This is a genomic window from Kitasatospora sp. NPDC088160 (genome assembly GCF_044741445.1).
Taxonomy (GTDB): domain Bacteria; phylum Actinomycetota; class Actinomycetes; order Streptomycetales; family Streptomycetaceae; genus Kitasatospora.
Map to the genome: position 1 here is coordinate 1 of NZ_JBIUSS010000022.1, position 24,382 is coordinate 24,382.

General features: G+C 72.5%; 23 protein-coding genes. 19 read left to right on the forward strand and 4 right to left on the reverse strand.

Annotation, left to right across the window (positions count from 1 at the left end; all coding sequences use genetic code 11):
• Positions 1–160: 160 nt before the first annotated feature.
• From ACIOGZ_RS30120 to ACIOGZ_RS30130, 3 genes are all read right to left on the reverse strand, one after another.
• Positions 161–694: an NUDIX domain-containing protein gene (locus ACIOGZ_RS30120; protein ID WP_400988432.1), complete on the reverse strand. Its 534-nt coding sequence runs from the start codon at positions 692–694 to the stop codon at positions 161–163.
• Positions 695–961: 267 nt separating this feature from the next.
• A complete protein-coding gene (locus ACIOGZ_RS30125; protein ID WP_400988433.1) occupies positions 962–1,606 on the reverse strand; it encodes a TIGR03085 family metal-binding protein in 645 nt (214 codons plus the stop codon).
• Between the two features lie 19 nt (positions 1,607–1,625).
• Positions 1,626–2,195: a hypothetical protein gene (locus ACIOGZ_RS30130; protein WP_400333247.1), complete on the reverse strand. Its 570-nt coding sequence runs from the start codon at positions 2,193–2,195 to the stop codon at positions 1,626–1,628.
• A gap of 215 nt (positions 2,196–2,410) precedes the next feature.
• Between ACIOGZ_RS30130 and hisI the strand changes: the two genes are divergently transcribed.
• The 19 genes from hisI to ACIOGZ_RS30225 all read left to right on the forward strand — a co-directional run bounded on the left by hisI (position 2,411) and on the right by ACIOGZ_RS30225 (position 23,554).
• The gene (gene hisI / locus ACIOGZ_RS30135) at positions 2,411–2,782 is read left to right on the forward strand and encodes a phosphoribosyl-AMP cyclohydrolase (protein ID WP_063347172.1); all 372 of its coding nucleotides are present in this window, start codon (positions 2,411–2,413) and stop codon (positions 2,780–2,782) included.
• 48 nt (positions 2,783–2,830) lie between these two features.
• On the forward strand, positions 2,831–4,354 hold the full coding sequence (locus ACIOGZ_RS30140; RefSeq protein ID WP_400988435.1) for an anthranilate synthase component I: 1,524 nt from the start codon (positions 2,831–2,833) through the stop codon (positions 4,352–4,354).
• A gap of 38 nt (positions 4,355–4,392) precedes the next feature.
• Positions 4,393–4,893, forward strand: coding sequence for a Uma2 family endonuclease (locus tag ACIOGZ_RS30145; protein ID WP_363582806.1), 501 nt, complete (start codon positions 4,393–4,395; stop codon positions 4,891–4,893).
• Positions 4,890–5,492 (forward strand): TIGR02234 family membrane protein, encoded by a 603-nt coding sequence (locus tag ACIOGZ_RS30150; protein WP_371516596.1) that lies wholly within the window; start codon positions 4,890–4,892, stop codon positions 5,490–5,492. Before ACIOGZ_RS30145 ends, ACIOGZ_RS30150 begins: the two co-directional genes overlap by 4 nt.
• Before the next feature lie 238 nt (positions 5,493–5,730).
• On the forward strand, positions 5,731–5,985 hold the full coding sequence (locus ACIOGZ_RS30155; RefSeq protein WP_380334098.1) for an HGxxPAAW family protein: 255 nt from the start codon (positions 5,731–5,733) through the stop codon (positions 5,983–5,985).
• Positions 5,986–6,120: 135 nt separating this feature from the next.
• Entirely contained in the window at positions 6,121–6,564 is a 444-nt protein-coding gene (locus tag ACIOGZ_RS30160; protein ID WP_400333242.1) for a DUF2752 domain-containing protein, read from the forward strand.
• 347 nt (positions 6,565–6,911) lie between these two features.
• A complete protein-coding gene (trpC, locus tag ACIOGZ_RS30165; protein ID WP_363618933.1) occupies positions 6,912–7,718 on the forward strand; it encodes an indole-3-glycerol phosphate synthase TrpC in 807 nt (268 codons plus the stop codon).
• A gap of 9 nt (positions 7,719–7,727) precedes the next feature.
• A complete protein-coding gene (gene trpM, locus ACIOGZ_RS30170) occupies positions 7,728–7,877 on the forward strand; it encodes a tryptophan biosynthesis modulator TrpM (RefSeq protein WP_167745855.1) in 150 nt (49 codons plus the stop codon).
• Positions 7,878–7,924: 47 nt separating this feature from the next.
• Complete coding sequence (gene trpB / locus ACIOGZ_RS30175) at positions 7,925–9,196, forward strand: tryptophan synthase subunit beta (RefSeq protein ID WP_363582798.1); 1,272 nt, start codon at positions 7,925–7,927, stop codon at positions 9,194–9,196.
• Between the two features lie 2 nt (positions 9,197–9,198).
• Positions 9,199–10,008, forward strand: a complete 810-nt coding sequence (gene trpA / locus ACIOGZ_RS30180) for a tryptophan synthase subunit alpha (protein WP_363582796.1) — start codon at positions 9,199–9,201, stop codon at positions 10,006–10,008.
• Positions 10,009–10,223: 215 nt separating this feature from the next.
• Positions 10,224–10,472, forward strand: a complete 249-nt coding sequence (locus ACIOGZ_RS30185) for a hypothetical protein (protein WP_350885697.1) — start codon at positions 10,224–10,226, stop codon at positions 10,470–10,472.
• 200 nt (positions 10,473–10,672) lie between these two features.
• Positions 10,673–11,191, forward strand: coding sequence for a MauE/DoxX family redox-associated membrane protein (locus ACIOGZ_RS30190; protein WP_363582794.1), 519 nt, complete (start codon positions 10,673–10,675; stop codon positions 11,189–11,191).
• A gap of 67 nt (positions 11,192–11,258) precedes the next feature.
• Positions 11,259–12,122, forward strand: coding sequence for a thioredoxin domain-containing protein (locus tag ACIOGZ_RS30195; RefSeq protein WP_363582792.1), 864 nt, complete (start codon positions 11,259–11,261; stop codon positions 12,120–12,122).
• Positions 12,123–12,265: 143 nt separating this feature from the next.
• On the forward strand, positions 12,266–13,384 hold the full coding sequence (gene lgt, locus ACIOGZ_RS30200; protein WP_363582790.1) for a prolipoprotein diacylglyceryl transferase: 1,119 nt from the start codon (positions 12,266–12,268) through the stop codon (positions 13,382–13,384).
• A 160-nt stretch (positions 13,385–13,544) separates the two neighbouring features.
• The gene (locus tag ACIOGZ_RS30205) at positions 13,545–14,267 is read left to right on the forward strand and encodes a VIT1/CCC1 transporter family protein (protein ID WP_363583022.1); all 723 of its coding nucleotides are present in this window, start codon (positions 13,545–13,547) and stop codon (positions 14,265–14,267) included.
• Between the two features lie 450 nt (positions 14,268–14,717).
• Positions 14,718–19,319, forward strand: coding sequence for a glutamate synthase large subunit (gltB, locus tag ACIOGZ_RS30210; RefSeq protein WP_400988530.1), 4,602 nt, complete (start codon positions 14,718–14,720; stop codon positions 19,317–19,319).
• A complete protein-coding gene (locus tag ACIOGZ_RS30215; RefSeq protein ID WP_400988439.1) occupies positions 19,312–20,790 on the forward strand; it encodes a glutamate synthase subunit beta in 1,479 nt (492 codons plus the stop codon). The genes gltB and ACIOGZ_RS30215 overlap by 8 nt, the downstream gene beginning before the upstream one ends.
• Before the next feature lie 355 nt (positions 20,791–21,145).
• Positions 21,146–22,012, forward strand: a complete 867-nt coding sequence (locus ACIOGZ_RS30220) for a helix-turn-helix transcriptional regulator (protein ID WP_363368552.1) — start codon at positions 21,146–21,148, stop codon at positions 22,010–22,012.
• Positions 22,013–22,096: 84 nt separating this feature from the next.
• Entirely contained in the window at positions 22,097–23,554 is a 1,458-nt protein-coding gene (locus ACIOGZ_RS30225) for an aldehyde dehydrogenase family protein (RefSeq protein WP_363582786.1), read from the forward strand.
• Positions 23,555–23,657: 103 nt separating this feature from the next.
• Here ACIOGZ_RS30225 and ACIOGZ_RS30230 read toward each other — a convergent pair whose 3' ends face one another.
• Entirely contained in the window at positions 23,658–24,227 is a 570-nt protein-coding gene (locus tag ACIOGZ_RS30230) for a Uma2 family endonuclease (protein WP_400988441.1), read from the reverse strand.
• Positions 24,228–24,382: the final 155 nt, after the last annotated feature.

Sequence of the window (24,382 nt, forward strand, 5' to 3'; positions counted from 1 at the left end):
GCTCCACCAAGCCCCACTCGGCATCGGAGAGTTCATGGCGACGTATCACCACACCATGATCCACTAGCCAAGATCACTTTGACGACACTGCCTAGGGCCCTACCGCGGCAGCGCCTCGGTCGTGGATCTGGTCGACCGGATCACCGGCATGGCCAGGTGATCAGAGACCGGCCTCGTCCAGCAGCAGGTAGAGCACGCCCACGAGCGTGCCGCTGCTGACGATCTCGCGGCGGTCGACCATGCCGCGCAGCGCGGACAGGGGAATCCATTCGATCCGGTCGGACTCGTTGCGCTCGGTGGGCGGCCCCGTGTACTCGACCGCATCGGCTCGGAAGACGAAGTGCTCGGAGTCCGTGATGCCGTTCGCCGGCTGGGCGTAGATCAGCGGTTTGACCTCGCCGACCTTCCAGCCGGTCTCCTCCAGCGCCTCCCGGGCTGCTGCCTCCGCCGGGGTCTCGTCGGGCTCGATCAGCCCCATCGGGAGCTCCCAGGCCCAGGTGTCGGTGATGAAGCGGTGCCGCCACATCATGAGGACCTGCTTCTCGCTGTTCACGACGGCGGCCACCGCGAGGTGCCGCAGCTTGACCACATGGTGTTCCCAGCGGCGTCCGTCGGGCTGCTCGACGTCGGCGAGCCACAGGTTCACCCAGGGGTTCTCGTAGACCGGACGTTCCCCGTGGATCTTCCACTGCATCGCTGAGGCCCCTTTCGACGGAACGACAGCATCTCAGAAGCCGGGTGGATGGTGTGGGTCCTGGCTCGTCGAGCGCTCGGTCTCGATCAGCCCCGCGCCTGCACGGCGCTGATCGAGAATGCACGTGCTCGAAGGGTGCCCTCTGCTGGGGTCGGCTGATGTTTTCGTTGCGGTGCCCCCTTGGCCTTCCAAGGGGGCACCGCTGTTGACCGAATCCGGTGCCGCTCCACCTGGTGAAGGAGGGGCGGCACACCATTTCTCTCTTTTTTACTTCGCGGGTAGTGGCAGGACGTGGCGGAGGGCTTCGAGGGCGTCGGGGGAGCCGTCGACGGTGAGGGTGGTGTGGGTGCCGCGGCCGTAGGTGAAGAGGACCAGGTCGCCCGGTTCGCCGGTGAGTTGGACGGTGGGGGAGCCGGTGGGGCCGACGGTGAGGGACTGGCCGTCGGGGCGGCTCAGCACCAGCCGGACGGGGGAGCGGCGGCCGGCTTCCAGGCGGGCCAGCAGGGGCAGTCGGCGCCACAGGGCTTCGGCGCGGCCGGCGGGGACCGGGGCGGGGGTCCAGTCGTCGGCGGCCCGCAGGACGTCCTCGGCGTGCACGTAGTACTCGACGGTGTTCGCGGCCTCGTCGGCGCCGGGCAGGGCGAACGGGGAGAGCACCGGCGGGCCGGAGCGGAAGAGCTTCAGCAGCTCCTCGTACGGGCGCTCGGCGTACGCGGACTGCACCCGGCGGGCCCGGTCGGCGAGGGCGCCGATCAGCAGTCCGGCCGCCGCGTCCGGGCGGTGCTCGCGGACCACCAGGTGGGCGGCGAGGTCGCGGGTGGTCCACCCGGCGCAGAGGGTGGGGGCGTCCGGCCCGGCGGCGGCCAGGAGTGCGGCGAGGCGGTGGCGTTCGGCGAGGGCGTGGTTCGACATGGCGCCACGATAGAGGCTGTCAGCGCAGGTTGCCGGTGAGCTTGGGGCCGCCCTGCTTGTTGCCAGCGGTCAGGGTGCAGGTGTAGTCCCGCCAGCCCTGCTGGTAGTTGGCCTGGGCGGGGCCGAACTGGCGGCCGTAGTACGTCTTCCCGTCGTTCTGGCGGGCCTTGGCGGCGGCCTCGGCCTCCTTGCAGCCCTCGCGCATGGCGAGCGCGATCGGGATCTCGCCGGTCAGGCCGTCGGCCAGTTTCAGGTCGGCGATCACCTGGCCGTCGTGCTCGCCGGTGCAGGGGCGCTCCTCGGCCTTGGTGATCACCGGGCTGAGCTGCGGGTGGTCGAAGCAGGCGCCGACCGGGAAGAAGGCGTACGGCGGGGCCTTGGTCGGGGTGGGTGTCGGCGTGGGCGTCGGGGTCGGGGTGGCCGTGGGGGTCGGCGGGGGCGGCGCGGCGGCGGGCTTGCGCTCCTCCGGCCAGAGCAGGACGGTGGCCACCACCGCGAGCAGCACGGCCAGGACGGCCACGACGGCGAGGACCAGGCCCCGGGACGGGCGGGAGTCGGCGGCTGCGGGCGGCTGCTGCTCGGAGGTCATGGCCATGAGGATGGCCCACGCGGGGCCCGCCCGGCAGGCGGTTGGCCGAAATCACCCCTTTACGGCGATGTTCGGGGTGGGGCCGGACAGGCTCCCGGGCCAGGCTCCCCGCGGTACGGATCCGGCCCGGCGGTTGTGAGCGCACCGAGTAGGGGCACACCGCACAGGGGCACAGGCCGCGCCGGGGCGGCGGGCCGGACTGCAACAATGGCCCCATGTCCACCACACCCGCCACCCCCGGCACCACCGCCCTGGCCCCCGAGATCGCCGCGCGCCTCAAGCGCACCGAGGACGGCCTGCTCCCGGCGATCGCGCAGCAGTACGACACCGGCGAGGTGCTGATGCTGGGCTGGATGGACGACGAGGCGCTGCACCGCACGCTCACCACCGGCCGCTGTACCTACTGGAGCCGCAGCCGCCGCGAGTACTGGGTGAAGGGCGACACCTCCGGCCACGCCCAGGCGGTCAAGTCGGTGGCGCTGGACTGCGACGGCGACACCCTGCTGGTGAAGGTCGACCAGACCGGTGCCGCCTGCCACACCGGCGACCGCACCTGCTTCGACGCCGACGTGCTCCCGCTCGCCTGACCCCTCCGCCCACTCCTCCTGCCGGAACTCCAGAAGGTGCCGCTCGCCATGGATCTCGAAGCCTTCCGCAAGCTCGCCGTCGACACCCGGGTCATCCCGGTCACCCGCAGGCTCCTCGCGGACGGTCTCACCCCGATCGGCCTGTACCGCAGCCTCGCCGAGGAGCGGCCCGGCACCTTCCTGCTGGAGTCCGCCGAGCAGGGCCGCAGCTGGTCGCGCTACTCCTTCGTCGGCGTCCGCAGCGCCGCCGTCCTCACCGTCGGGGAGGACGGCGAGGCCCGCTGGCTGGGCAGCCCGCCGGTCGGCATCCCGACCGGCGGCGACCCCTTGCAGGTGCTGCGCGCCGCGCTGGAGGCGCTGCACACCCCGCGCCGCGACGACGACGGCCTGCCGCCGCTCACCGGCGGCCTGGTCGGCTACCTGGGCTACGACGTCGTCCGCCGGCTGGAGAAGCTGCCCGACCTCAACCCGGACGACCTGCGGCTGCCCGAGCTGACCATGCTGCTCGCCACCGACCTCGCCGTGCTCGACCACGTCGACGGCACGGTGCTGCTGATCGCCAACGCCGTCAACCACAACGACCTCGCCAGCGGCGTGGACGAGGCCTACGCGGACGCGGTGGCCCGGCTGGACGCCATGGAGGCCGACCTGCTCAAGCCGGTCGACCCGGGCCTGGCCACCTTCACCCCGGCCGGGCCGGGCGAGGCCCGCTCCCCGTTCGGCGGCGCGCCGTACCGGGCGGCGGTGGAGGTGGTCAAGGAGCGGATCCGGGCCGGCGAGGCCTTCCAGGTCGTCCCTTCGCAGCGCTTCGAGGCGCCCTGCCCGGCCTCGGCGCTGGACGTCTACCGCGTGCTGCGCACCACCAACCCCAGCCCGTACATGTACCTGTTCCGCTTCCCGGGGCCGGACGGCACCGCCGAGGGCGGCTTCGACGTGGTCGGCTCCAGCCCGGAGGCGCTGGTCAAGGTGACCGGCGGCGAGGCGATGGTGCACCCGATCGCCGGGACGAGGCACCGCGGCGCCACCCCGCACGAGGACGCGGCGCTGGCCGCCGAGCTGCTCGCCGACCCCAAGGAGCGGGCCGAGCACCTGATGCTGGTCGACCTGGGCCGCAACGACCTGGGCCGGGTCTGCGAGCCGGGCAGCGTGGAGGTGGTCGACTTCATGCACATCGAGCGCTACAGCCACGTGATGCACATCGTCTCCACCGTCACCGGCCGGGTGGCGCCCGGACGGACCGCCTTCGACGTGCTGACCGCCTGCTTCCCGGCCGGTACCCTCTCCGGCGCGCCCAAGCCCCGCGCGATGCGGATCATCGAGGAGCTGGAGCCCACCCGCCGCGGCCTGTACGGCGGCTGCGTCGGCTACCTGGACTTCGCCGGGGACTCCGACACCGCGATCGCGATCCGCACCGCCGTGCTGCGCGACGGCACCGCCTTCGTGCAGGCCGGCGCGGGCGTGGTCGCGGACTCCGACCCGCACGGGGAGGACACCGAGTGCCGCAACAAGGCGGCCGCCGTGCTGCGGGCCGTCGCCACCGCCAATACGCTGCGGACGCCGGAACTGTCGTAAGTCGTCAGTGTCGTCAGTCGTCGAGGGAGGCGGCCGGGATGTCCGAGGTGTCGCCCGACGAACTGCGGCGGGTGGTGGTGCTCGATGCGGCCGCCCAGATCGAGGACCAGTTGGGCGGGCACGGCCGGGTGCTGTCCGGCGCCGTGATCGACGCCCCGGCCGGGGCCCCCGACCTGATCCCCGACCTGACGGTGACCGCCCCGGGGGCGGAGCCCGACGGCCGGGGCCGGTACCCCCAGGGCGCCGTCGAGGCCGTCCTGGAGGTGGCCCGGTCGCACCTGGCCGCGGCGGCGCTGGCGTACGCGCGCAGCGGGATCCCGCTGTACGTGGTGGTCGACCCGGCGGCGGCGGCCTGCACCGTGCACACCGCGCCGTCCGTCGACGACGGGTACCGGGAGGCGGAGCGGGTGCCGTTCGGCAACGATCTCTTCCTGCCGCTCGCCGGGCGGACGCTGGTGCTGCGGACGGACGAGTTCCCGGCCGGGCCGCCCACCCCGGGTGCGGGGCCGGACGCCGGGCGGGGGATAGTGGACGGGTGAGCGCACCTGACCAGACCCCCGTACCCGCCCCGCCGGCCCCCGCGTCGGGCCGCCGGACGCTCGGCGTGATGCTCCTGCTGACCGTGCTGAGCGCCGTGCTGGTGCTGACCGCCGTCGGCCGGGTCTGGGCCGAGGGCCGGGCCGGCACCCTGGCGGTGTCCGTCTCCGGCGGCGCGATCTCCGAACTCCCGGGCGGGCTCGCCCTGGTGGGGCTCGCGGCGGCCGTCGCGGTGTTCGCGGTGCGCGGCGCGGGCCGGCTCGCGGTCGGCGCGCTGACCCTGCTGGCGGGCCTCGGCGCGGCCGCCGCCTCGGCCGCGGGCGCCGGGGACACCGCCGCGCTGGACGCCGAGGCGGCCCGCAAGCTGGCGCTGTCCGGCTCGGCGGCCACCGAGGTCGGCCACACCGGCTGGCCCTGGGTGGCGCTGGCCGGCGGGCTGCTGCTGGCCGTCGCCGGGCTGCTCACCCTCCGCTACGGCCGGAGCTGGCCGGCCATGGGCAGCCGCTACGAGGCGCCCACCCGCAAGGCCCCGGCGAAGAGCGACACCCCGGCCGACCTGTGGAAGGCGCTGGACCGGGGCGAGGACCCGACCACGGTCTGAGCGCGGGGTCTGAGCGCCGGCCTTGAGCGCCGGCCTTGAGCGCCGGGCCCGGGCTTCGGGCCTCAGCGGGCCTCAGCGGGCCTCAGCAGCCCTCAACGGGCCCCGGCGCCGGTGTGACGCGATAGACCCGCCACCCGCTTTGGGCCGCCGGTGTGTGGCCCGGCACAATGGAACCCGTCAACCCGCCGGCGGCCCCGCAGGCCCGGCCGGGCCCCGAGAGGCTAGGAGCACCACTCAGATGGCAGCAGCAGCACACGGTCACACCACCGCCGCCTGGACCGGCGTGACCATCACGTTCATCGGTTTCGGGATCGCGGGGGTCGCGATGATCCTCCCGTCGGTGATGCTGGTCTGGGCCGGCATCGCGGTCATCCTGGCCGGCGGTGTGGTCGGCAAGGCCATGTCGATGGCGGGCATGGGCCAGCAGCCGAGCGCCAACGTGTACACCTCGCACGAGGAGCAGCGCGCGGCCCGGGCCGCCGTCGCCGCCTGACGACGGACTCCTCGCAGCAGTACGACTCGCAGGAGTACGACTCGCGGCAGTACCGACTCGTAGCAGTACCGAACGGCGGGCGCGCCACGCCCGCCGTTTCGTTCTGTCCGGGCCAGGCCCGGGCAGAATCGGGGCGTGACCTCCGCCTCCACCACCTCCGCCCTGCCGCCCGTCCTGCGCCGGCTGGGTCCGCCGCTGGCCGCGCTGGCGGCGGTGGCCGTCCCCGCCGTCTACGTCGCCGCGGTGGACCCGAACACCCCCGGGCACTACCCCGACTGCCCCTTCCTGGCCGCCACCGGCTGGTGGTGCCCCGGCTGCGGGGGGCTGCGCTGCGTCCACGGGCTGGCCCACGGGGACTTCACCGGCGCGCTGCACGACAACGCCGCGGCCGTCCTGCTGTTCGGCGTCCTGGCGCTGCTGTGGCTGCGCTGGGCCTGGGCCGCGCTGACCGGCGGCGGGCCGCGGCCCAGGGCCCCGCTCGGGGCCCGGCGCTGGGTGCTGGTCCTCCTGCTGTTGCTGGTGTTCACGGTGGTGCGCAACCTGCCCGTCGGGGCGGGGCTGGCGCCCCTGCTGGTTTGATCGCCCGCGTCGACGGGTAGCGACCCGCGCGGGCTGGCGCACCGGTCCACAGCGGGGCCCGTACATCGGTCCACTTGGTCCGCACCGCACGTCCGGGCGGTGCCGGAGAACCGGTGAAACCGCAGTTGGGAGCCGCCCAGGGGGGCGTCCGGCACGCGAGACGCACACCGGGCGGATGCGCCCCGCGCCCCCGGGTGCCGATACCATCGAAGTGCCGCCGGGCCACCGCCCGGACGGCTCGTCGCCGGCGAACGAACAGAAATGTTGGGGGCACTTCGCGTGAGCGAGCGAACCATTGACAGGTGCGTGTTGCGCGCAGCGCCTGCTGAGCGAAGCGAGGTGTGCGCATGAGTGTGCTCGACACGATCATCGAGGGGGTCCGTGAGGACCTCGCCGAACGGCAGGCCCGGGTCTCCCTGGACCAGCTGAAGGAACTCGCCGCCAAGGCCCCCGAGGCCAAGGACGGCGTCGCCGCGCTCAAGGGCGACGGGGTCCGGGTGATCTGCGAGGTGAAGCGCTCCAGCCCGTCCAAGGGCGCGCTGGCCGCGATCGCCGACCCGGCCGCCCTGGCGGGCGACTACGCGGCCGGCGGCGCCGCCGCGATCAGCGTGCTCACCGAGCAGCGCCGCTTCGGCGGCTCGCTGGCCGACCTGGACGCCGTCCGCGCGGCGGTGGACACCCCGCTGCTGCGCAAGGACTTCATCGTCACCGCCTACCAGTTGTGGGAGGCCCGCGCGCACGGCGCCGACCTCGCGCTGCTGATCGTCGCCGCCCTCGACCAGTCGGCCCTGGTGTCGCTGATCGAGCGGGCCGAGTCGATCGGCCTCACCCCGCTGGTCGAGGTGCACGACGAGGAGGAGATCAAGCGCGCGGTGGACGCCGGGGCGCGGATCATCGGCGTCAACGCCCGCAACCTCAAGACCCTTGAGGTGGACCGCAACACCTTCGGCAACGTCGTCCACGCCATCCCGGACAGCGTCGTCAAGATCGCCGAGTCCGGCGTGCGCGGCCCGCTGGACGTGATCTCCTACGCCAACCTGGGCGCCGACGCCGTCCTGGTCGGCGAGTCCCTGGTGACCGGCAAGGACCCGCGCGCCGCGGTCGCCGACCTGGTCGCGGCCGGCGCCCACCCCGCCGTCCGGCACAAGGACTGACCCGCCGACATGAAGATCGCCACCCGCCTCGCCCCCGGTTGCCGCCCGCGCGGCTGCCGCGCGCCCGCACGCCGGGTGCTGGGGCGGCGGGTGCGCTACGTGATCGGCTGCGAGCCCGGGCAGGTGCCGGGCCGCCGATGGCGACGGACATCCGGCTGAGCCCAGCCACGAGACGTCCCTGTCGTCATCTCCCAAAGGACTCCACCATGTCCGAAAAGTCCGCGAAGGACTACCTGCCCGGCGCCCAGGTGCCGGACGCCCGAGGCTACTTCGGTGCCTACGGCGGCCGCTTCATCCCCGAGGCGCTGGTCGCCGCAGTCGAGCAGGTCGCCGAGGAGTACGAGAAGGCCAAGGCCGACCCGGCCTTCGCCGCCGAACTCGACGGCCTGCTCAAGGACTACACCGGCCGCCCGAGCCCGCTGACCGACGTGCACCGCTTCTCCGCCGAGGCGGGCGGCGCGCGCGTCCTGCTCAAGCGCGAGGACCTCAACCACACCGGCTCGCACAAGATCAACAACGTGCTGGGCCAGGCCCTGCTCACCCGGCGGATGGGCAAGACCCGGATCATCGCCGAGACCGGCGCCGGCCAGCACGGCGTGGCCACCGCCACCGCCTGCGCCCTGTTCGGCTTCGACTGCACCATCTACATGGGCGAGGTCGACACCCAGCGCCAGGCGCTGAACGTCGCCCGGATGCGGATGCTCGGCGCCGAGGTGGTGTCCGTCACCTCCGGCAGCCGCACCCTCAAGGACGCCATCAACGAGGCGTTCCGCGACTGGGTCGCCAACGTGGACTCCACCCACTACCTGTTCGGCACCGTGGCCGGCCCGCACCCCTTCCCGATGATGGTCCGCGACTTCCACCGGGTCATCGGCGTCGAGGCCCGCCAGCAGGTGCTCGACCGCACCGGGCGGCTGCCCGACGCCGTCGTCGCCTGCGTCGGCGGCGGCTCCAACGCGATGGGCATCTTCCACGAGTTCATCCCCGACGCCGGCGTGCGCCTGATCGGCTGCGAGGCCGCCGGCGAGGGCGCCGACACTCCCAAGCACGCCGCCACCCTCACCAAGGGCGACCCCGGCGTGCTGCACGGCTCGCGCACCTACGTCCTCCAGGACGAGGACGGCCAGACCATCGAGTCGCACTCCATCTCCGCCGGCCTCGACTACCCGGGCGTCGGCCCGGAGCACGCCTGGCTGAAGGACACCGGACGGGCCGAGTACCGCCCCGTCACCGACGACGCCGCCATGCAGGCGCTGCGGCTGCTGTCCCGCACCGAGGGCATCATCCCGGCCATCGAGAGCGCCCACGCGCTGGCCGGCGCCCTGGAGCTGGGCCGCGAGCTCGGGCCCGAGGCCACCATCCTGGTCTCGCTCTCCGGGCGCGGCGACAAGGACATGCACACCGCGGCCGAGTACTTCGGCCTGTACGACGAGCCGGCCGGCGGTTCGGCCCACGACGCGGCCCACGGGGGTAAGTGACCATGGCATCGAAGCTCAGTGGCATCCTGGCGGCAGCCAAGGCCGAGGACCGCGCCGCGCTGATCGGCTACCTGCCGGGCGGCTTCCCGACCGTCGACGGCGGCATCCGGGCGATCAACGCGCTGATCGAGGGCGGCTGCGACATCGTCGAGGTCGGCCTGCCGCACTCCGACCCGGTCCTGGACGGCGCCGTCATCCAGACCGCCGACGACATCGCGCTGCGCGGCGGCGTGCGGATCAAGGACGTGCTGCGCACCGTCCAGGAGGTCGCCACCGCGCACCCCGAGGCGGCGGTGCTGGTGATGACGTACTGGAACCCGGTCGACCGCTACGGCACCGCGCGCTTCGCCGCCGACCTCGCGGCCGCGGGCGGCGCCGGCTGCATCCTGCCGGACCTGCCGGTGGAGGAGTCCGAGGAGTGGCGCAAGGCGGCGGACGAGCACGGGCTGGACACCGTGTTCGTGGTCGCCCCCAGCAGCAAGGACCCGCGCCTGGCCGAGGTCACCGCGGCCGGCAGCGGCTTCGTCTACGCGGCCGCCGTGATGGGCGTGACCGGGACCCGCGCCCAGGTCGGTTCGCTTGCCGAGGACCTGGTCGCCCGCACCCGGGCCACCACCGACCTGCCGGTCTGCGTCGGCCTCGGCGTCTCCACCCCCGAGCAGGCCGCCGAGGTGGCGGGCTTCGCCGACGGCGTGATCGTGGGCTCCGCGTTCGTGAAGCGGATCCTGGAGGCCGGCGACGACGAGGCGGCCGCGCTGGACGCGGTGCGCGCCCTGGCCGGCGAGCTGGCGGCGGGCGTCCGTCGGCGCTGACCCTCGTACCACCTGACGGCCCGTCGCTCCCCCCGGGGGCGGCGGGCCGTCGCGCTTGTGTGCGCCCGGCTCGCCGGGCGGCGGCGCTCGCGCGGCCCCGAACGGGTGAACAGCTACGGGCACACGCATCAGGCGGGGTTGACCGGCGTTGAGTGGAGGGACGAGTGCACGAACGAGGTGCACGGGGGTTGCCGAGCGAGCGAAGGAGTGAGCCGGTGCCGGGTCTCCATCGGGCCGTTCTGCTGCGGGCGGCCGCCGCCGCGCTGGCGCTCGGCGCCGCCGTCGGAGCGCACACCGAGGTGGGGCAGGCGCTGGCCAAGCGCGGTGCCGAGCGGGCCGTGCGGGACGCGTACGCCTGCGCCGAGGCGGCCCGCTGGGACGCCGCCGAGCGGGCAGCCCACCCGCACCACGAGGGCCGCGCCGACCTGTTCGACCCCGGCCGCCCGCCCGGCTGCCGCTCCTGAGGGCCGCGCCGACCTGATCGACCGGGGGCGCCCGCCCGGCCTCCCGCCCGGTCACCCGCCCCTGAACGGACGTTCGCCGGATTCGGACACACCATCACCAGACGTCACCCATCCGGCTTAATTCCTGAATATGGAGGAACCGCCCTTCATCCCTTACGGTTCATCAGGAAGTGAACGAGTTTCCCGAGGGGGGTTCCCTGATGGCCGGCCCGGCAGCGCAGCCCGGTGACACGGCGCCCGCGCCGCCCGCCCGGCGGCCGGTGCAGGCCTGGAGTCCGTGGCTGGGCACCGTCGTCCGGCTCGGCCTCGCGGTGGTCTGGGGCTGGGCCGGCCTGGCCAAGATCGCCGACCCGGCGGAGGCCGCCCAGGCCGTCCGCGCCTACGAGATCCTGCCCGAGGGCCTGGTCAAGCCGGTCGGCTACGCCCTGCCCTTCCTGGAGCTGGCGCTCGCCCTGCTGCTGGTGATCGGCCTCGGCGTCCGGATCGTCGCCGGCGTCTCCGCGCTGCTGCTGCTCACCTTCATCGCCGGGATCGCCACCGCCTGGGCGCGCGGCATCTCGATCGACTGCGGCTGCTTCGGCGGCGGCGGGCACGTCGACGCCTCGCAGACCGAGTACCTCCAGGAGATCCTGCGCGACACCGGGTTCCTCCTGCTGGCCGGGTGGCTGCTGTGGCGGCCCCGCACCAGGTTCTCGGCGGACGGCTGGCTGGCGAGCTGACCGGCCGGCCCCGCCGCACCCCCACCCCACCCCACGAAGGCCCTCCCCGATTGTGGATGTCAAGGCAATGAGCGAGAAGAACCGAGAAGGCAAGCGCACCGCCCGCGAGCGGATGCTGGAGCAGCGGGCGGCCGACGAGGCCACGTCCAGGCGCAGGAAGAAGCTGTTGGTGGGCGGCGCGGTGCTCGTGGTGATCGCCGCCGCCGTGGTCACCGGCGTCGTGGTGCAGAACCAGCGCTCCAAGCCGGAGACCCCGGTCGCCGCCCCCGCCGGGACGATCGGCGACAAGAACCTGGTCATCCCGGCCGGCTCGGCCAACGCCCCGGCCGTCCTCACCGTCTACGAGGACCCGCGCTGCCCGGCCTGCGGGATCTTCGAGCGCGAGTTCTCCTCGACCGTCGACCAGCTGGAAGACGCCGGCAAGATCTACACCAACTACCACATCGTGTCGTTCATCGACCGGGCCGTCCCGGGCAAGGGCTCCAAGGCCGGCGCCAACGCGCTGGCCTGCGCCCAGGACGCCGGGCACTTCCGGGACTTCCACGACGTGCTGTACCGCAACCAGCCGGACGAGACCAGCGACGCCTTCGGCGACAAGGCCGTCCTGATCAACCTCGCCAAGCAGGTCAACGGTCTCGACACGCCCGCCTTCCAGGCCTGCGTCAACGACAACAAGTACGGCGGATGGGTGTCGTCCGTGCAGCAGGACTTCGACAAGTCCAGCTACAAGTCCACCCCGACCGTGCTGCTCAACGGCCAGCCGATCTACCCCAAGAACGGCGCCGAGGAGATCACCCCGGCGAACCTGGTGAAGTGGGTCGACGCCGCCAACCAGGGCAAGCAGCTGGGCACCGCGGGCTCCAACGGGCAGACCCCGGCGCCCACCAGCACCGCCTCGGAGGCCAACAACCCGTCGCCGACCGCGGGCTGAGCCCCGCACACCGCCGGGTGACCGCCGCCGTCTCCTCCCCGTCCGGAGGGGGCGGCGGCGCCGTTCCCGGTGCCCGTTGTTCGGTATCTGTGACCCCGGGGGTGCCCAGCAGGGGCCGCAGACCCTGTAGCGTCGGAACCGCCATGGATATCGCCTACATTCCCAGCCCGTCGCGGGGCGTCCTGTACCTCGGACCGGTCCCGCTGCGCGCCTACGCCTTCTGCATCATCCTCGGTGTCGTCGTGGCCGTCTGGCTCGGCAGCAAGCGCTGGGTCGCCCGGGGCGGTGCCAAGCACACGGTCGGCGACATCGCCGTCTGGGCCGTGCCCTTCGGCCTGGTCGGCGGCCGGCTGTACCACGTGATCACCGACCACCAGCTGTACTTCGGGGCCGGCAAGAACCCCTGGAACGCCTTCAAGATCTGGGAGGGCGGCCTCGGCATCTGGGGCGCCGTCGCGCTCGGCGCGGTCGGGGCCTGGATCGGCTGCCGCCGCCGGGGCGTGCCGCTGCCCGCGTACGCGGACGCCATCGCGCCGGGCATCGCGCTCGCGCAGGCGATGGGCCGCTGGGGCAACTACTTCAACCAGGAGCTGTACGGCCGGCCGACCACGCTGCCGTGGGGCCTGGAGATCGACAAGACGCTGCCGGGCGGCGAGGTCGTCAAGGGCGTCTACCACCCGACCTTCCTGTACGAGTCGATCTGGTGCGTCGGGGTCGCGCTGCTGGTCATCTGGGCCGACCGCCGCTTCAAGCTGGGGCACGGGCGGGCCTTCGCGCTGTACGTGGCCGCGTACACGGTGGGCCGGTTCTGGACCGAGTGGCTGCGGATCGACGAGGCGCACGTCTACTTCGGCCTGCGGCTGAACGACTGGACGTCGATCGTGGTGTTCATCGGCGCCGTGGTCTACCTGGTGGTCGTCGGCAAGAAGCGGCCCGGCCGGGAGGACCCGGCGAGCATCGACCCGCTGGCCGACGAGGAGGGCGAGGCGCGGGGCCCGTCCGACAAGGCGGCGGCGTCCGAGAAGGCCGCGGTGTCCGGCAAGGCCGCGGTGTCCGAGAAGTCGGGCAGGGCCGAGAAGGCCGAGAAGGCCGGCAAGGCGGCTTCGGCGGAGAAGGCCGCCGGGAAGCCCGCGCCGTCCGAGAAGGTCGCCGGGGCCGGTGAGACCGCCGAACTGTCTCAGTCCACGGACGAAAAGGCGGACGCGGAGGCAGCCTCCGAAGCCGTCGAGAGCGCCGACAAGAATGCCAAGAACCTGACCTGACCTGGGAGTTACCCCCGCTTCGGCCGCCCGCGCGATGCTCGCGCAGGGCGGCCGAAGCGCTGTTCGGACAGCCTTACTTTGCTGGAAATGCGCAGGTCAGACGGTCTACGGTCGGGGCAGACGAATCGAACGGAGGGGAACTGCCGTGAGCGCGACCACCCTGGAGCCCGAGGCCGGGCACCACCCCCGCATACCCGCTGCCGGGCACCACCGGGACGTGAACGGAGGCTGGCTGCGGCCCGCCGTGTTCGGGGCGATGGACGGCCTGGTCTCCAACTTCGCGCTGATGACCGGCGTGGTCGGCGGCTCGGTGTCCAGCGGCACGGTGGTGCTGACCGGGCTCGCCGGGCTGGCGGCCGGCGCCTGCTCGATGGCGGCGGGGGAGTACACCTCGGTGGCCTCGCAGGCCGAGCTGGTGCAGGCCGAGATCGAGGCCGAGCGGCTGGAGCTGAGCCGCAACCCGCACGGCGAGCTGGCCGAGCTGGCGCAGCTGTACATCGCCCGCGGGGTGGAGCCGGACCTCGCCCACGAGGTGGCCCGGCAGCTGTCCGCCAATCCGGACCAGGCCCTGGAGATCCACGCCCGGGAGGAGCTGGGCATCGACCCGAACGACCTGCCGTCACCGTGGGTGGCCGCCGGGTCGTCCTTCGTCTGCTTCGCGGTGGGCGCGCTGCTGCCGCTGCTGCCGTACCTGCTGGGGGCGACCTCGCTGGTGCCGGCGCTGCTGCTGTCGGTGGTGGGGCTGTTCCTGTGCGGCGCGGTGGTGGCGCGGGTGACGGCGCGCAGCTGGTGGTTCAGCGGGCTGCGGCAGCTGGTGCTGGGCGGGGCGGCGGCCGGGGTGACGTACCTGCTGGGGTGGCTGATCGGCGGGCACGTCGGCTAGGCACCGGGGCGCCTGGGCCGTCGGCCGGCGTGTGTGACGACCCGGAGGAGTGCATGACTATGCCGGGAAGTGCGTGACGTTCCGCACACGGCTGCCGGGTGGTGCCTGGCCTAGTCTCACCATTCGGGCCTCGGGGCCGAGGATTCGCATCCGTGGGTGATCCCTCGGGATCGATTCACAGGCGTCCTTGATCGTCCCGTGTGGCGATCGGGTTTCGCCCCTGTTTCAGGCGGCCGACCGCCGGGCACAATCGAGGGGACGCGCATTGTGGCGCGTCCTCTCATTCCCCCCTTGACCTGCGGATCAGTCCGCCATGTGGACGAGATATTCCACTTCCCGGGATCTTGGGCATCATGTAACTTGCACGAAATCGCATCAGGGCCAACGTCGTCCCTCCTTGCACCACACAGCCGAAAGACGACGACGGGAGAGCCGATGCTGCCTGCATCCATGCACTCCGCCAACGAGCCCCAGGCCGGCGCAGCCCGCCAGCCGTACGCGCTCGTTCCGGATGCGCGACCTACCGCTCAGGGCCTGTACGACCCGCGAAACGAGCACGACGCCTGCGGCGTCGGTTTCGTCGCCACGCTGACCGGCATCGCCGACCACACCATCGTCGAACAGGCGCTGACCGTCCTGCGCAACCTGGAGCACCGCGGCGCCACCGGCGCCGAGCCGGACTCCGGTGACGGCGCCGGCATCCTCACCCAGATCCCGGACGCCTTCCTGCGCGGCAAGGTCGACTTCGAGCTCCCCGCCGCCGGCTCCTACGCGGTCGGCATCGCCTTCCTGCCCGACGCGGACGCCGCCGACGCGGACGCCGTCGCCCGGATCGAGGCCATCGCGGCCGAGGAGGACCTCACCGTCCTCGGCTGGCGCGACGTCCCCGTCACCCCGGACCTGCTCGGCGCCACCGCCCGCGGCGTCATGCCGCGCTTCCGGCAGCTCTTCCTCGCCAAGGAGGGCCTGGCCGGGATCGAGCTCGACCGGACCGCCTTCGTCGTCCGCAAGCGCTCCGAGCGCGAGGTCGGGGTCTACTTCCCGTCGCTGTCCGCGCGCACCATCGTCTACAAGGGCATGCTGACCACCGGCCAGCTGGAGCCCTTCTTCCCCGACCTGTCGGACCGCTCCTACGCCTCCGCCGTCGGCCTGGTGCACTCGCGCTTCTCCACCAACACCTTCCCGAGCTGGCCGCTCGCCCACCCGTACCGCTTCGTCGCCCACAACGGCGAGATCAACACGGTCAAGGGCAACCGCAACTGGATGAGCGCCCGCGAGTCCCAGCTCGCCACCGACCTCATCCCCGCCGACCGCAACGGCCGGGGCCTGGAGCGGATCTTCCCGGTCTGCACCCCGGAGCACTCCGACTCCGCCTCCTTCGACGAGGTCCTGGAGCTGCTCCACCTCGGCGGCCGCTCGCTGCCGCACTCGGTGCTGATGATGATCCCGGAGGCGTGGGAGAACCACGCCACCATGGACCCGGCCCGCCGGGCCTTCTACCAGTACCACTCCAACCTGATGGAGCCCTGGGACGGCCCGGCCTGCGTCACCTTCACCGACGGCACCCAGATCGGCGCCGTGCTCGACCGCAACGGCCTGCGCCCGGCCCGCTACTGGATCACCGAGGACGGCCTCGTCGTCCTCTCCTCCGAGGTCGGCGTGCTCGACATCGACCAGGAGAAGGTCGCCAAGAAGGGCCGCCTCCAGCCCGGCCGGATGTTCCTCGTCGACACCGCCGAGGGCCGCATCGTCGGGGACGAGGAGATCAAGTCCTCCCTCGCCGCCGAGCACCCCTACGCGGAGTGGGTCGCCGCCGGGCAGATCCAGCTCGCCAAGCTGCCCGAGCGCGAGCACATCTTCCACACCCACGCCTCGGTCACCCGCCGCCAGCAGACCTTCGGCTACACCGAGGAGGAGCTGCGGGTCATCCTCGCGCCGATGGCCAAGACCGGCGGCGAGGCGCTCGGCTCGATGGGCACCGACTCGCCGATCGCCGCGCTCAGCGAGAAGCCGCGCCTGCTCTTCGACTACTTCGTCCAGCTCTTCGCGCAGGTCACCAACCCGCCGCTGGACGCCATCCGCGAGGAGCTCGTCACCTCGCTGCTCAGCAACCTCGGCCCCGAGGGCAACCTGCTGGCCGCCGAGGCCGCCGCCTGCCGCTCGGTCGGCATCACCTTCCCGGTGATCGACAACGACGAGCTGGCCAAGCTCGTCCACATCAACCACGACGGCGACCAGCCCGGCCTCAAGGCCGTCACGCTCTCCGGCCTCTACAAGGTCGCCGCCGGCGGCCAGGGCCTGGCCGCCCGGCTGGCCGAGATCGCCGCCGAGGCCGACGCCGCGATCGCCGACGGCGCCCGGATCGTCGTGCTCTCCGACCGGCACTCCGACGCCGAGCACGCCCCGATCCCCTCGCTGCTGCTCACCTCCGCGATCCACCACCACCTCATCCGCACCAAGCAGCGCACCCAGGTGTCGCTGCTGGTCGAGGCCGGCGACGTCCGCGAGGTGCACCACGTCGCGCTGCTGATCGGCTACGGCGCCGGCGCCGTCAACCCGTACCTGGCCATGGAGTCCGTCGAGGACCTCGTCGCCCAGAAGGTGTTCATCCAGGGCGTCGAGCCCGAGAAGGCCATCAAGAACCTGATCAAGGCGCTCGGCAAGGGCGTGCTCAAGGTCATGTCCAAGATGGGCATCTCGACCGTCGCCTCCTACCGCGGCGCCCAGGTCTTCGAGGCCATCGGCCTCTCCCAGGAGCTGGTCGACGGCTACTTCGCCGGCACCACCACCAAGCTCGGCGGCATCGGCCTGGAGGAGCTCGCCAAGGAGACCGCCGCCCGCCACGCCAAGGCCTACCCGGCCTCCGGCATCCCGGCCGCGCACCGCGCGCTGGAGATCGGCGGCGAGTACCAGTGGCGCCGCGAGGGCGAACCGCACCTGTTCGACCCGGACACCGTCTTCCGGCTCCAGCACTCCACCCGCAACCGCCGGTACGACATCTTCAAGCAGTACACGGACCGGGTGAACGAGCAGTCCACCCGCCTGATGACGCTGCGCGGCCTGTTCCAGCTGGACGCCCTCGGCCGGACCCCGATCCCGGTCGAGGAGGTCGAGCCGGTCTCCGAGATCGTCAAGCGCTTCTCCACCGGCGCCATGTCGTACGGCTCCATCTCCCTGGAGGCGCACGAGACCCTCGCCATCGCGATGAACCGCCTCGGCGGCAAGTCCAACACCGGCGAGGGCGGCGAGGACCCGGACCGCCTGTACGACCCGCAGCGCCGCTCGGCCATCAAGCAGGTCGCCTCCGGCCGCTTCGGCGTCACCTCCGAGTACCTGGTCAACGCCGACGACATCCAGATCAAGATGGCCCAGGGCGCCAAGCCCGGCGAGGGCGGCCAGCTGCCCGGCCACAAGGTCTACCCGTGGGTCGCCAAGACCCGGCACTCCACCCCGGGTGTCGGCCTGATCTCGCCGCCGCCGCACCACGACATCTACTCGATCGAGGACCTGGCGCAGCTCATCCACGACCTCAAGAACGCCAACCCGGCCGCCCGCATCCACGTGAAGCTGGTGTCCGAGGTCGGCGTCGGCACGGTCGCCGCGGGCGTCTCCAAGGCGCACGCCGACGTGGTGCTGGTCTCCGGGCACGACGGCGGTACCGGCGCCTCCCCGCTGACCTCGCTGAAGCACGCGGGCGGCCCCTGGGAGCTCGGCCTCGCCGAGACCCAGCAGACCCTGCTGCTCAACGGCCTGCGCGACCGCATCGTCGTGCAGACCGACGGCCAGCTCAAGACCGGCCGCGACGTCGTCATCGCCGCGCTGCTCGGCGCCGAGGAGTTCGGCTTCGCCACCGCGCCGCTGGTCGTCTCCGGCTGCATCATGATGCGCGTCTGCCACCTGGACACCTGCCCGGTCGGCGTCGCCACCCAGAACCCGGTGCTGCGCGAGCGCTTCTCCGGCAAGCCCGAGTTCGTGGTCAACTTCTTCGAGTTCATCGCCGAGGAGGTTCGGGAGATCCTCGCCGAGCTGGGCTTCCGCACGATCGAGGAGGCCGTCGGCCACGCCGAGCACATCAACGCCGCCGCCGCCGTCGACCACTGGAAGGCCGCCGGGCTCGACCTGGCCCCGCTCTTCCACGTCCCGCAGCTGCCCGAGGGCGCGGCCCGCCACCGCACCACCTCCCAGGACCACGCGCTCGACAAGGCCCTGGACAACCAGCTGATCACGCTCGCCGAGGACGCCCTGGAGCGCGGCGAGACCGTCCGCATCCAGCTGCCGATCCGCAACGTCAACCGCACCGTCGGCACCATGCTCGGCCACGAGGTGACCAAGCGCTACCGCGGCGAGGGCCTGCCCGAGGGCACCATCGACGTCACCTTCACCGGCTCCGCCGGGCAGTCCTTCGGCGCCTTCGTGCCGCGCGGCGTGACCCTGCGGCTGGAGGGCGACGCCAACGACTACGTCGGCAAGGGCCTCTCCGGCGGTGTCGTGATCGTCCGCCCGGCCCGCGACGCCGCGGCCATCGGCAACGACGCGCAGAACCACGTCATCGCCGGCAACACCATCGGCTACGGCGCCACCTCCGGCCGGATCCACCTGCGCGGCAAGGCCGGCGAGCGCTTCGCCGTCCGCAACTCCGGCGCCACCCTGGTCGTCGAGGGCGTGGGCGACCACGGCCTGGAGTACATGACCGGCGGCCGGGTCGTCATCCTCGGCGAGACCGGGCGCAACCTGGCGGCCGGCATGTCCGGCGGCATCGCCTACGTCCTGGACCTGCGCCCCGCGAACGTCAACGACGGCCTGGTGGGCATCGAGGCCCCCTCCGCCGCCGACCGCGACTGGCTGCGCGAGACCGTGCAGCAGCACTACGAGGAGACCGGCTCCACCGTCGCCGCCGAACTCCTGGCCGACTGGGGCAGCGGGGTCTCCCGCTTCTCCACGATCATGCCGACCGACTACAAGGCAGTGCTCGCCGCCAAGGACGCCGCTGAGCGCGATGGCCTCTCCGAGGCCGAGACCACTCGCAAGATGATGGAGGCGGCTAATGGCTGACCCCAAGGGCTTCCTGACCACGCCCAAGCAGCTGGCCGAGCGGCGCCCCGTCGACGTGCGCCTGCGGGACTGGAACGAGGTCTACGTCGAGCGCAGCCTCCTGCCGATCATCACCGAGCAGGCCGGCCGCTGCATGGACTGCGGCATCCCGTTCTGCCACAACGGCTGCCCGCTCGGGAACCTCATCCCCGAGTGGAACGACCTCGCCTACCGGGACGACTTCGTCGGCGCGATCGAGCGGCTGCACGCGACCAACAACTTCCCGGAGTTCACCGGCCGCCTCTGCCCGGCGCCCTGCGAGTCGGCCTGCGTGCTCGGCATCAACCAGGACGCGGTGACCATCAAGAACGTCGAGGTCACCATCATCGACAAGGCCTGGGACCGCGGCGGCGTCACGCCGCAGGTCCCGGAGCGGCTGTCCGGCAAGACCGTCGCCGTCGTCGGCTCCGGCCCGGCCGGCCTGGCCGTCGCCCAGCAGCTCACCCGGGCCGGGCACACCGTCGTCGTGTACGAGCGCGCCGACCGCGTCGGCGGCCTGCTGCGCTACGGCATCCCCGAGTTCAAGATGGAGAAGCGCCACATCAACCGCCGCGTCGAGCAGATGCGCGCGGAGGGCACCCGCTTCCGCACCGGCGTGCACGTCGGCGAGGACATCACCGGCCAGCAGCTGCGCGAGCGCTTCGACGCCGTCGTCGTCGCCGCCGGCGCCACCACCGCGCGCGACCTGGCGGTGCCCGGGCGCGAGCTCAAGGGCGTCCACCAGGCCATGGAGTACCTGCCGCTGGCCAACAAGGTGCAGGAGGGCGACTTCGTCGAGTCGCCGATCAGCGCCAAGGGCAAGCACGTCGTCGTCATCGGCGGCGGCGACACCGGCGCCGACTGCGTCGGCACCGCCCACCGCCAGGGCGCGGCCTCCGTCACCCAGCTGGAGATCATGCCGCGGCCCTCCGAGGAGCGCCCCGGCCACCAGCCCTGGCCGACCATGCCGATGACCTACAAGGTCACCTCCGCGCACGAGGAGGGCGGCGAGCGGATCTACTCCGTGAACACCACCCACTTCACCGGCTCCGCCCCCGAAGAGGGACAGACGATCGGCAACGTCCAGGAGCTGCACCTCGTCGAGGTCGAGTTCAAGGACGGCCGCTTCGAGCCCGTCCCCGGCACCGAGCGGGCCATCCCGGCGCAGCTCGTCACCCTGGCCATGGGCTTCACCGGCACCGACGTCCGCAACGGCCTGGTCGAGCAGCTCGGCGTGGACCTGGACGCGCGCGGTAACATTGGCCGCGACGGCCGGTTCGCCACCAATGTCGATGGCGTGTACGTCTGCGGAGACGCCGGCCGCGGTCAGTCGCTGATCGTCTGGGCCATCGCGGAAGGCCGCTCGGCCGCAGCCGCGGTGGACAAGTACCTCGGCGGCAAGACCCCACTGCCGGCCCCGATCCGTCCCACCGACCGCCCGCTGGTCGTCTGACGGGCCGACCGGCCCCCCTGAACCCCCGGTGCCGCATCGCCGGGAGCTCAACCCGCTGCCCCCGCCAGCGTCGCCGGGCCAACGCGGTCTCCTGGCGCCTGCCCTCTTCCCCGACCAGTTGGAGGGCGGGCGCCGTCGCGTTCCCCCGGGCGGTCCGCCGCCTTACCCCGAAGAGGGCAGGCCCGTCAAGGGCCGTGTCAACTCTCAGACATTTCCCAGGACTTGGGTCTACCGTAGGCCCGTTCCGGACGCCGCGCGGGAGGGCCTGACCGGACGGACTGTTGTTCGTCGGTACCAGGTGGCAGACTGCCGCCGACGGCCGGGGGGCTGCTGCGCGAGTGCGGAGGTTGACGCGATGAGCACGACTCAGACAAGCGGAGGCGCCACGGTACGGCGCCTGCTGCTCGGCACCCAGCTGCGCAAGCTCCGCGAGGCCAGGGGCGTCAGCCGCGAGGAGGCCGGCTACTCGATCCGCGCCTCCGAGTCCAAGATCAGCCGGATGGAACTCGGCCGGGTCGGCTTCAAGGAACGCGACGTCGCCGACCTGCTCACCCTGTACGGCGTCGAGGCCGAGCAGGAGCGCGCCACCGTCCTCGGACTCGTCCGGGACGCCAACGCCACCTCCTGGTGGCACGAGTACGGCGACGTGCTGCCCGCCTGGTTCCAGAACTACGTCGGCCTGGAAGAAGCCGTCGCCGAGATCCGCAGCTACGAGGTCCAGTTCGTCCACGGGCTGCTCCAGACCGCCGACTACGCCCGCGCCGTCATCGCCGCCGGCGGCCACGTCACCGACCCCGGCGAGATCGAACGCCGCGTCGAGGTCCGGCTCAAACGCCAGGCCCTGCTCACCGCCGAGAGCGGCCCCCGCCTGCTCGCGATCCTTGACGAGGCCGCGCTGCGCCGCCCCTGGGGCGGCCCCGAGCTGATGCGCAACCAGATCGACCGGCTGCTGGAACTCGGCGAACTGCCCAACGTCCGGCTCCGGGTGCTGCCGCTGGGCTGCGCCGGACTGAGCGCCGAGAGCGGCGCCTTCACCGTACTCGGCTTCGCCGAACCCGAACTCGCCGACGTCGTCTACGTCGAACAGTTCACCACCGCGCTCTACCTCGACAAGCCGGCCGAGGTCGCCGAGTACCGCCACGCCATGGAAGGGCTGCTCGCCGACAGCCTCGACCCCGAACAGACCCGGCAGCTCCTGTACTCCGTACGCCAAGAGCTCTGAGACGTCAGTACGATGATGCCCAATCAGACCGGGCCGTAGCGGCTCGCCCGCCGACGTTCCCCGAACCGGCACGAGAGGGATCAGATGTCGTACTTCTCCGAGTTGGCGCTGCAGTACATCGACGGCGAATGGTGCAGCGGCAGCGGCTCCTGGGACATCGTCGACGTCGACCCCTACACCGGCGACAAGCTCGCCACCATCACCGTCGCCACCATCGCCGAGGTCGACCGGGCCTACCGGGCCGCCGAGCGGGCCCAGAAGCAGTGGGCCGCCACCACCCCCTACGCCCGCCGGCTCGTCTTCGAACGCGTGCTGCGCCTGATCGAGGAACGCGAGGAGGAGATCACCCGCGCCATCATGGCCGAGCTCGGCGGCACCGCGCTCAAGGCCGCCTTCGAGCTCTCCCTGGTCAAGGACATGCTGCGGGACTGCCTGCGGGTGTCCCTGGGCCTGGAGGGCCGGCTGCTGCCCTCGATCACGCAGGGCCAGGAGAACCGCCTCTACCGGCTGCCGGTCGGCGTCGTCGGCGTGATCAGCCCGTTCAACTTCCCGCTGTACCTCTCGATCAAGGCCGTCGCCCCCGCCCTCGCACTCGGCAACGGCGTGGTGCTCAAGCCGCACCAGGAGACCCCGATCGTCGGCGGCACCCTGATCGCCCGGCTCTTCGAGGAGGCGGGCCTGCCGGCCGGGCTGTTCAACGTCGTGGTCACCGACATCGCCGAGATCGGCGACGCCTTCATCGAGCACCCGGTGCCCAAGGTCATCGCCTTCACCGGCTCCGACCGGATCGGCCGGCACGTCGCCACCGTCGCCGCCGCCAACTTCAAGCGCACCGTGCTCGAACTCGGCGGCAACAGCGCGCTGATCGTGCTCGACGACGCCGACCTCGACTACGCCGTGGACGCCGCCGTGTTCAGCCGCTTCGCCCACCAGGGCCAGGTCTGCATGGCCGCCAACCGCATCCTCGTCGACCGCTCCGTCGAGGCCGAGTTCACCGCCAAGTTCGTCGCGAAGGTCTCCTCGCTCACCGTCGGCGACCCCAAGGACCCGGCCACCCAGATCGGCCCGCTGATCAACCCCGTCCAGGCCGACACCATCACCGCCCAGGTCGACCAGGCCATCGCCGCCGGCGCCACCGCACTGCTGCGCGGCACCACGGTCGGCAGCCTGATGGAGCCCGTCGTCCTCACCGGGCTGGCCGAGGACGCGCCGATCCTCCAACGCGAACTCTTCGGCCCGGTCGTCCTCGTGGTGCCCTTCGACGGCGAGGACGAGGCCGTCCGGCTCGCCAACGACAGCCCCTTCGGGCTCAGCGGCGCGGTGCACACCGGCGACGTCGAGCGCGGCGTCCGGGTCGCGCACCGGATCGAGACCGGCATGATCCACGTCAACGGCGGGACCATCGCCGACGAGCCGGCGGTGCCGTTCGGCGGGGAGAAGAACTCCGGCATCGGGCGGCTCAACGGGGAGTCCACGGTGGACGCGTTCACCACCGTGAAGTGGATCTCCGTCCAGCACGGGCGCACCGCCTTCCCGTTCTGAGCGGTGCCGTTCCGGGCGTTTCTGTTCCGGGTGTTTCTGTTCTGACGGTGCCGCCTCGGGCGGTGCGGGTCGCCCGGCGGCAGCCGCCGGGCGACCTGATCGGTCAGGCCGGGTAACGGATGAGACCGTCGGTGGCGAGCTCGAAGCCGAAGGGGGCGGGGATCGGCACCCGGTCGCCGAAGCTGCCGGTCCAGCGTTGGCGGTAGGCGCCGTCGGAGGGCTCGGAGTAGAGGGTGATGTCGCCCTCGCGCGGATCGATCAGCAGGTACAGCGGGATCCGCATCTGTGGGTAGTCGCGCACCTTGCCGACCAGGTCGTTCTCCGGGTTCGACGGCGAGACGATCTCCACCGCGATCGCCGCCTCCTCGGCCGGCACCTCGTTGCCGCCCAGTTCGACGACCGAGATCGGGATGTAGGTCAGGTCGGGGTTGCGCAGCTTGCCCACGTTCGGCGACGCCAGATCGGTGTTCTCGCTCGGCATCAGGTCGGACGGGCGGCGCGCGTCGAACTGCTCGCGGATGAGCAGCAGGTTGCGCTGGTGGATCACCGATGGGCCGGCCATCATGATGATCTCGTCGCCGGAGATCTCGATCTTCCACCCGGCCGGAGGCGTCAGGCTCTGCGCGTAGGCCAGCAGCCGCGCGTGGCGCTCTGGGATCTGGAACTCGCTCATGGCCCCATTCTTCCACTGCGAACAGCACGAAGGCCGGCGGGGGGGGGGGGGGGGGGCCCCCCCGCCCCGGGGGGGGCGCCCGGGGGGCCCGGGGGCCCCCCCGGCCCGCCCCCCCCGCGCCGGGGGGGGGGGGGAAGGAGGGCGGGGGGGTGAGC

What these genes read in the sequence shown, in the direction of transcription:
- ACIOGZ_RS30120 (WP_400988432.1), bottom strand. Translation starts at nt 694, where the DNA reads ATGCAGTGGAAGATCCACGGGGAACGTCCGGTCTACGAGAACCCCTGG.
- ACIOGZ_RS30125 (WP_400988433.1), bottom strand. Translation starts at nt 1,606, where the DNA reads ATGTCGAACCACGCCCTCGCCGAACGCCACCGCCTCGCCGCACTCCTG.
- ACIOGZ_RS30130 (WP_400333247.1), bottom strand. Translation starts at nt 2,195, where the DNA reads ATGACCTCCGAGCAGCAGCCGCCCGCAGCCGCCGACTCCCGCCCGTCC.
- hisI (WP_063347172.1), top strand. Translation starts at nt 2,411, where the DNA reads ATGTCCACCACACCCGCCACCCCCGGCACCACCGCCCTGGCCCCCGAG.
- ACIOGZ_RS30140 (WP_400988435.1), top strand. Translation starts at nt 2,831, where the DNA reads ATGGATCTCGAAGCCTTCCGCAAGCTCGCCGTCGACACCCGGGTCATC.
- ACIOGZ_RS30145 (WP_363582806.1), top strand. Translation starts at nt 4,393, where the DNA reads ATGTCCGAGGTGTCGCCCGACGAACTGCGGCGGGTGGTGGTGCTCGAT.
- ACIOGZ_RS30155 (WP_380334098.1), top strand. Translation starts at nt 5,731, where the DNA reads ATGGCAGCAGCAGCACACGGTCACACCACCGCCGCCTGGACCGGCGTG.
- trpC (WP_363618933.1), top strand. Translation starts at nt 6,912, where the DNA reads ATGAGTGTGCTCGACACGATCATCGAGGGGGTCCGTGAGGACCTCGCC.
- trpM (WP_167745855.1), top strand. Translation starts at nt 7,728, where the DNA reads ATGAAGATCGCCACCCGCCTCGCCCCCGGTTGCCGCCCGCGCGGCTGC.
- trpB (WP_363582798.1), top strand. Translation starts at nt 7,925, where the DNA reads ATGTCCGAAAAGTCCGCGAAGGACTACCTGCCCGGCGCCCAGGTGCCG.
- trpA (WP_363582796.1), top strand. Translation starts at nt 9,199, where the DNA reads ATGGCATCGAAGCTCAGTGGCATCCTGGCGGCAGCCAAGGCCGAGGAC.
- ACIOGZ_RS30190 (WP_363582794.1), top strand. Translation starts at nt 10,673, where the DNA reads ATGGCCGGCCCGGCAGCGCAGCCCGGTGACACGGCGCCCGCGCCGCCC.
- ACIOGZ_RS30195 (WP_363582792.1), top strand. Translation starts at nt 11,259, where the DNA reads ATGAGCGAGAAGAACCGAGAAGGCAAGCGCACCGCCCGCGAGCGGATG.
- lgt (WP_363582790.1), top strand. Translation starts at nt 12,266, where the DNA reads ATGGATATCGCCTACATTCCCAGCCCGTCGCGGGGCGTCCTGTACCTC.
- gltB (WP_400988530.1), top strand. Translation starts at nt 14,718, where the DNA reads ATGCACTCCGCCAACGAGCCCCAGGCCGGCGCAGCCCGCCAGCCGTAC.
- ACIOGZ_RS30215 (WP_400988439.1), top strand. Translation starts at nt 19,312, where the DNA reads ATGGCTGACCCCAAGGGCTTCCTGACCACGCCCAAGCAGCTGGCCGAG.
- ACIOGZ_RS30220 (WP_363368552.1), top strand. Translation starts at nt 21,146, where the DNA reads ATGAGCACGACTCAGACAAGCGGAGGCGCCACGGTACGGCGCCTGCTG.
- ACIOGZ_RS30225 (WP_363582786.1), top strand. Translation starts at nt 22,097, where the DNA reads ATGTCGTACTTCTCCGAGTTGGCGCTGCAGTACATCGACGGCGAATGG.
- ACIOGZ_RS30230 (WP_400988441.1), bottom strand. Translation starts at nt 24,227, where the DNA reads ATGAGCGAGTTCCAGATCCCAGAGCGCCACGCGCGGCTGCTGGCCTAC.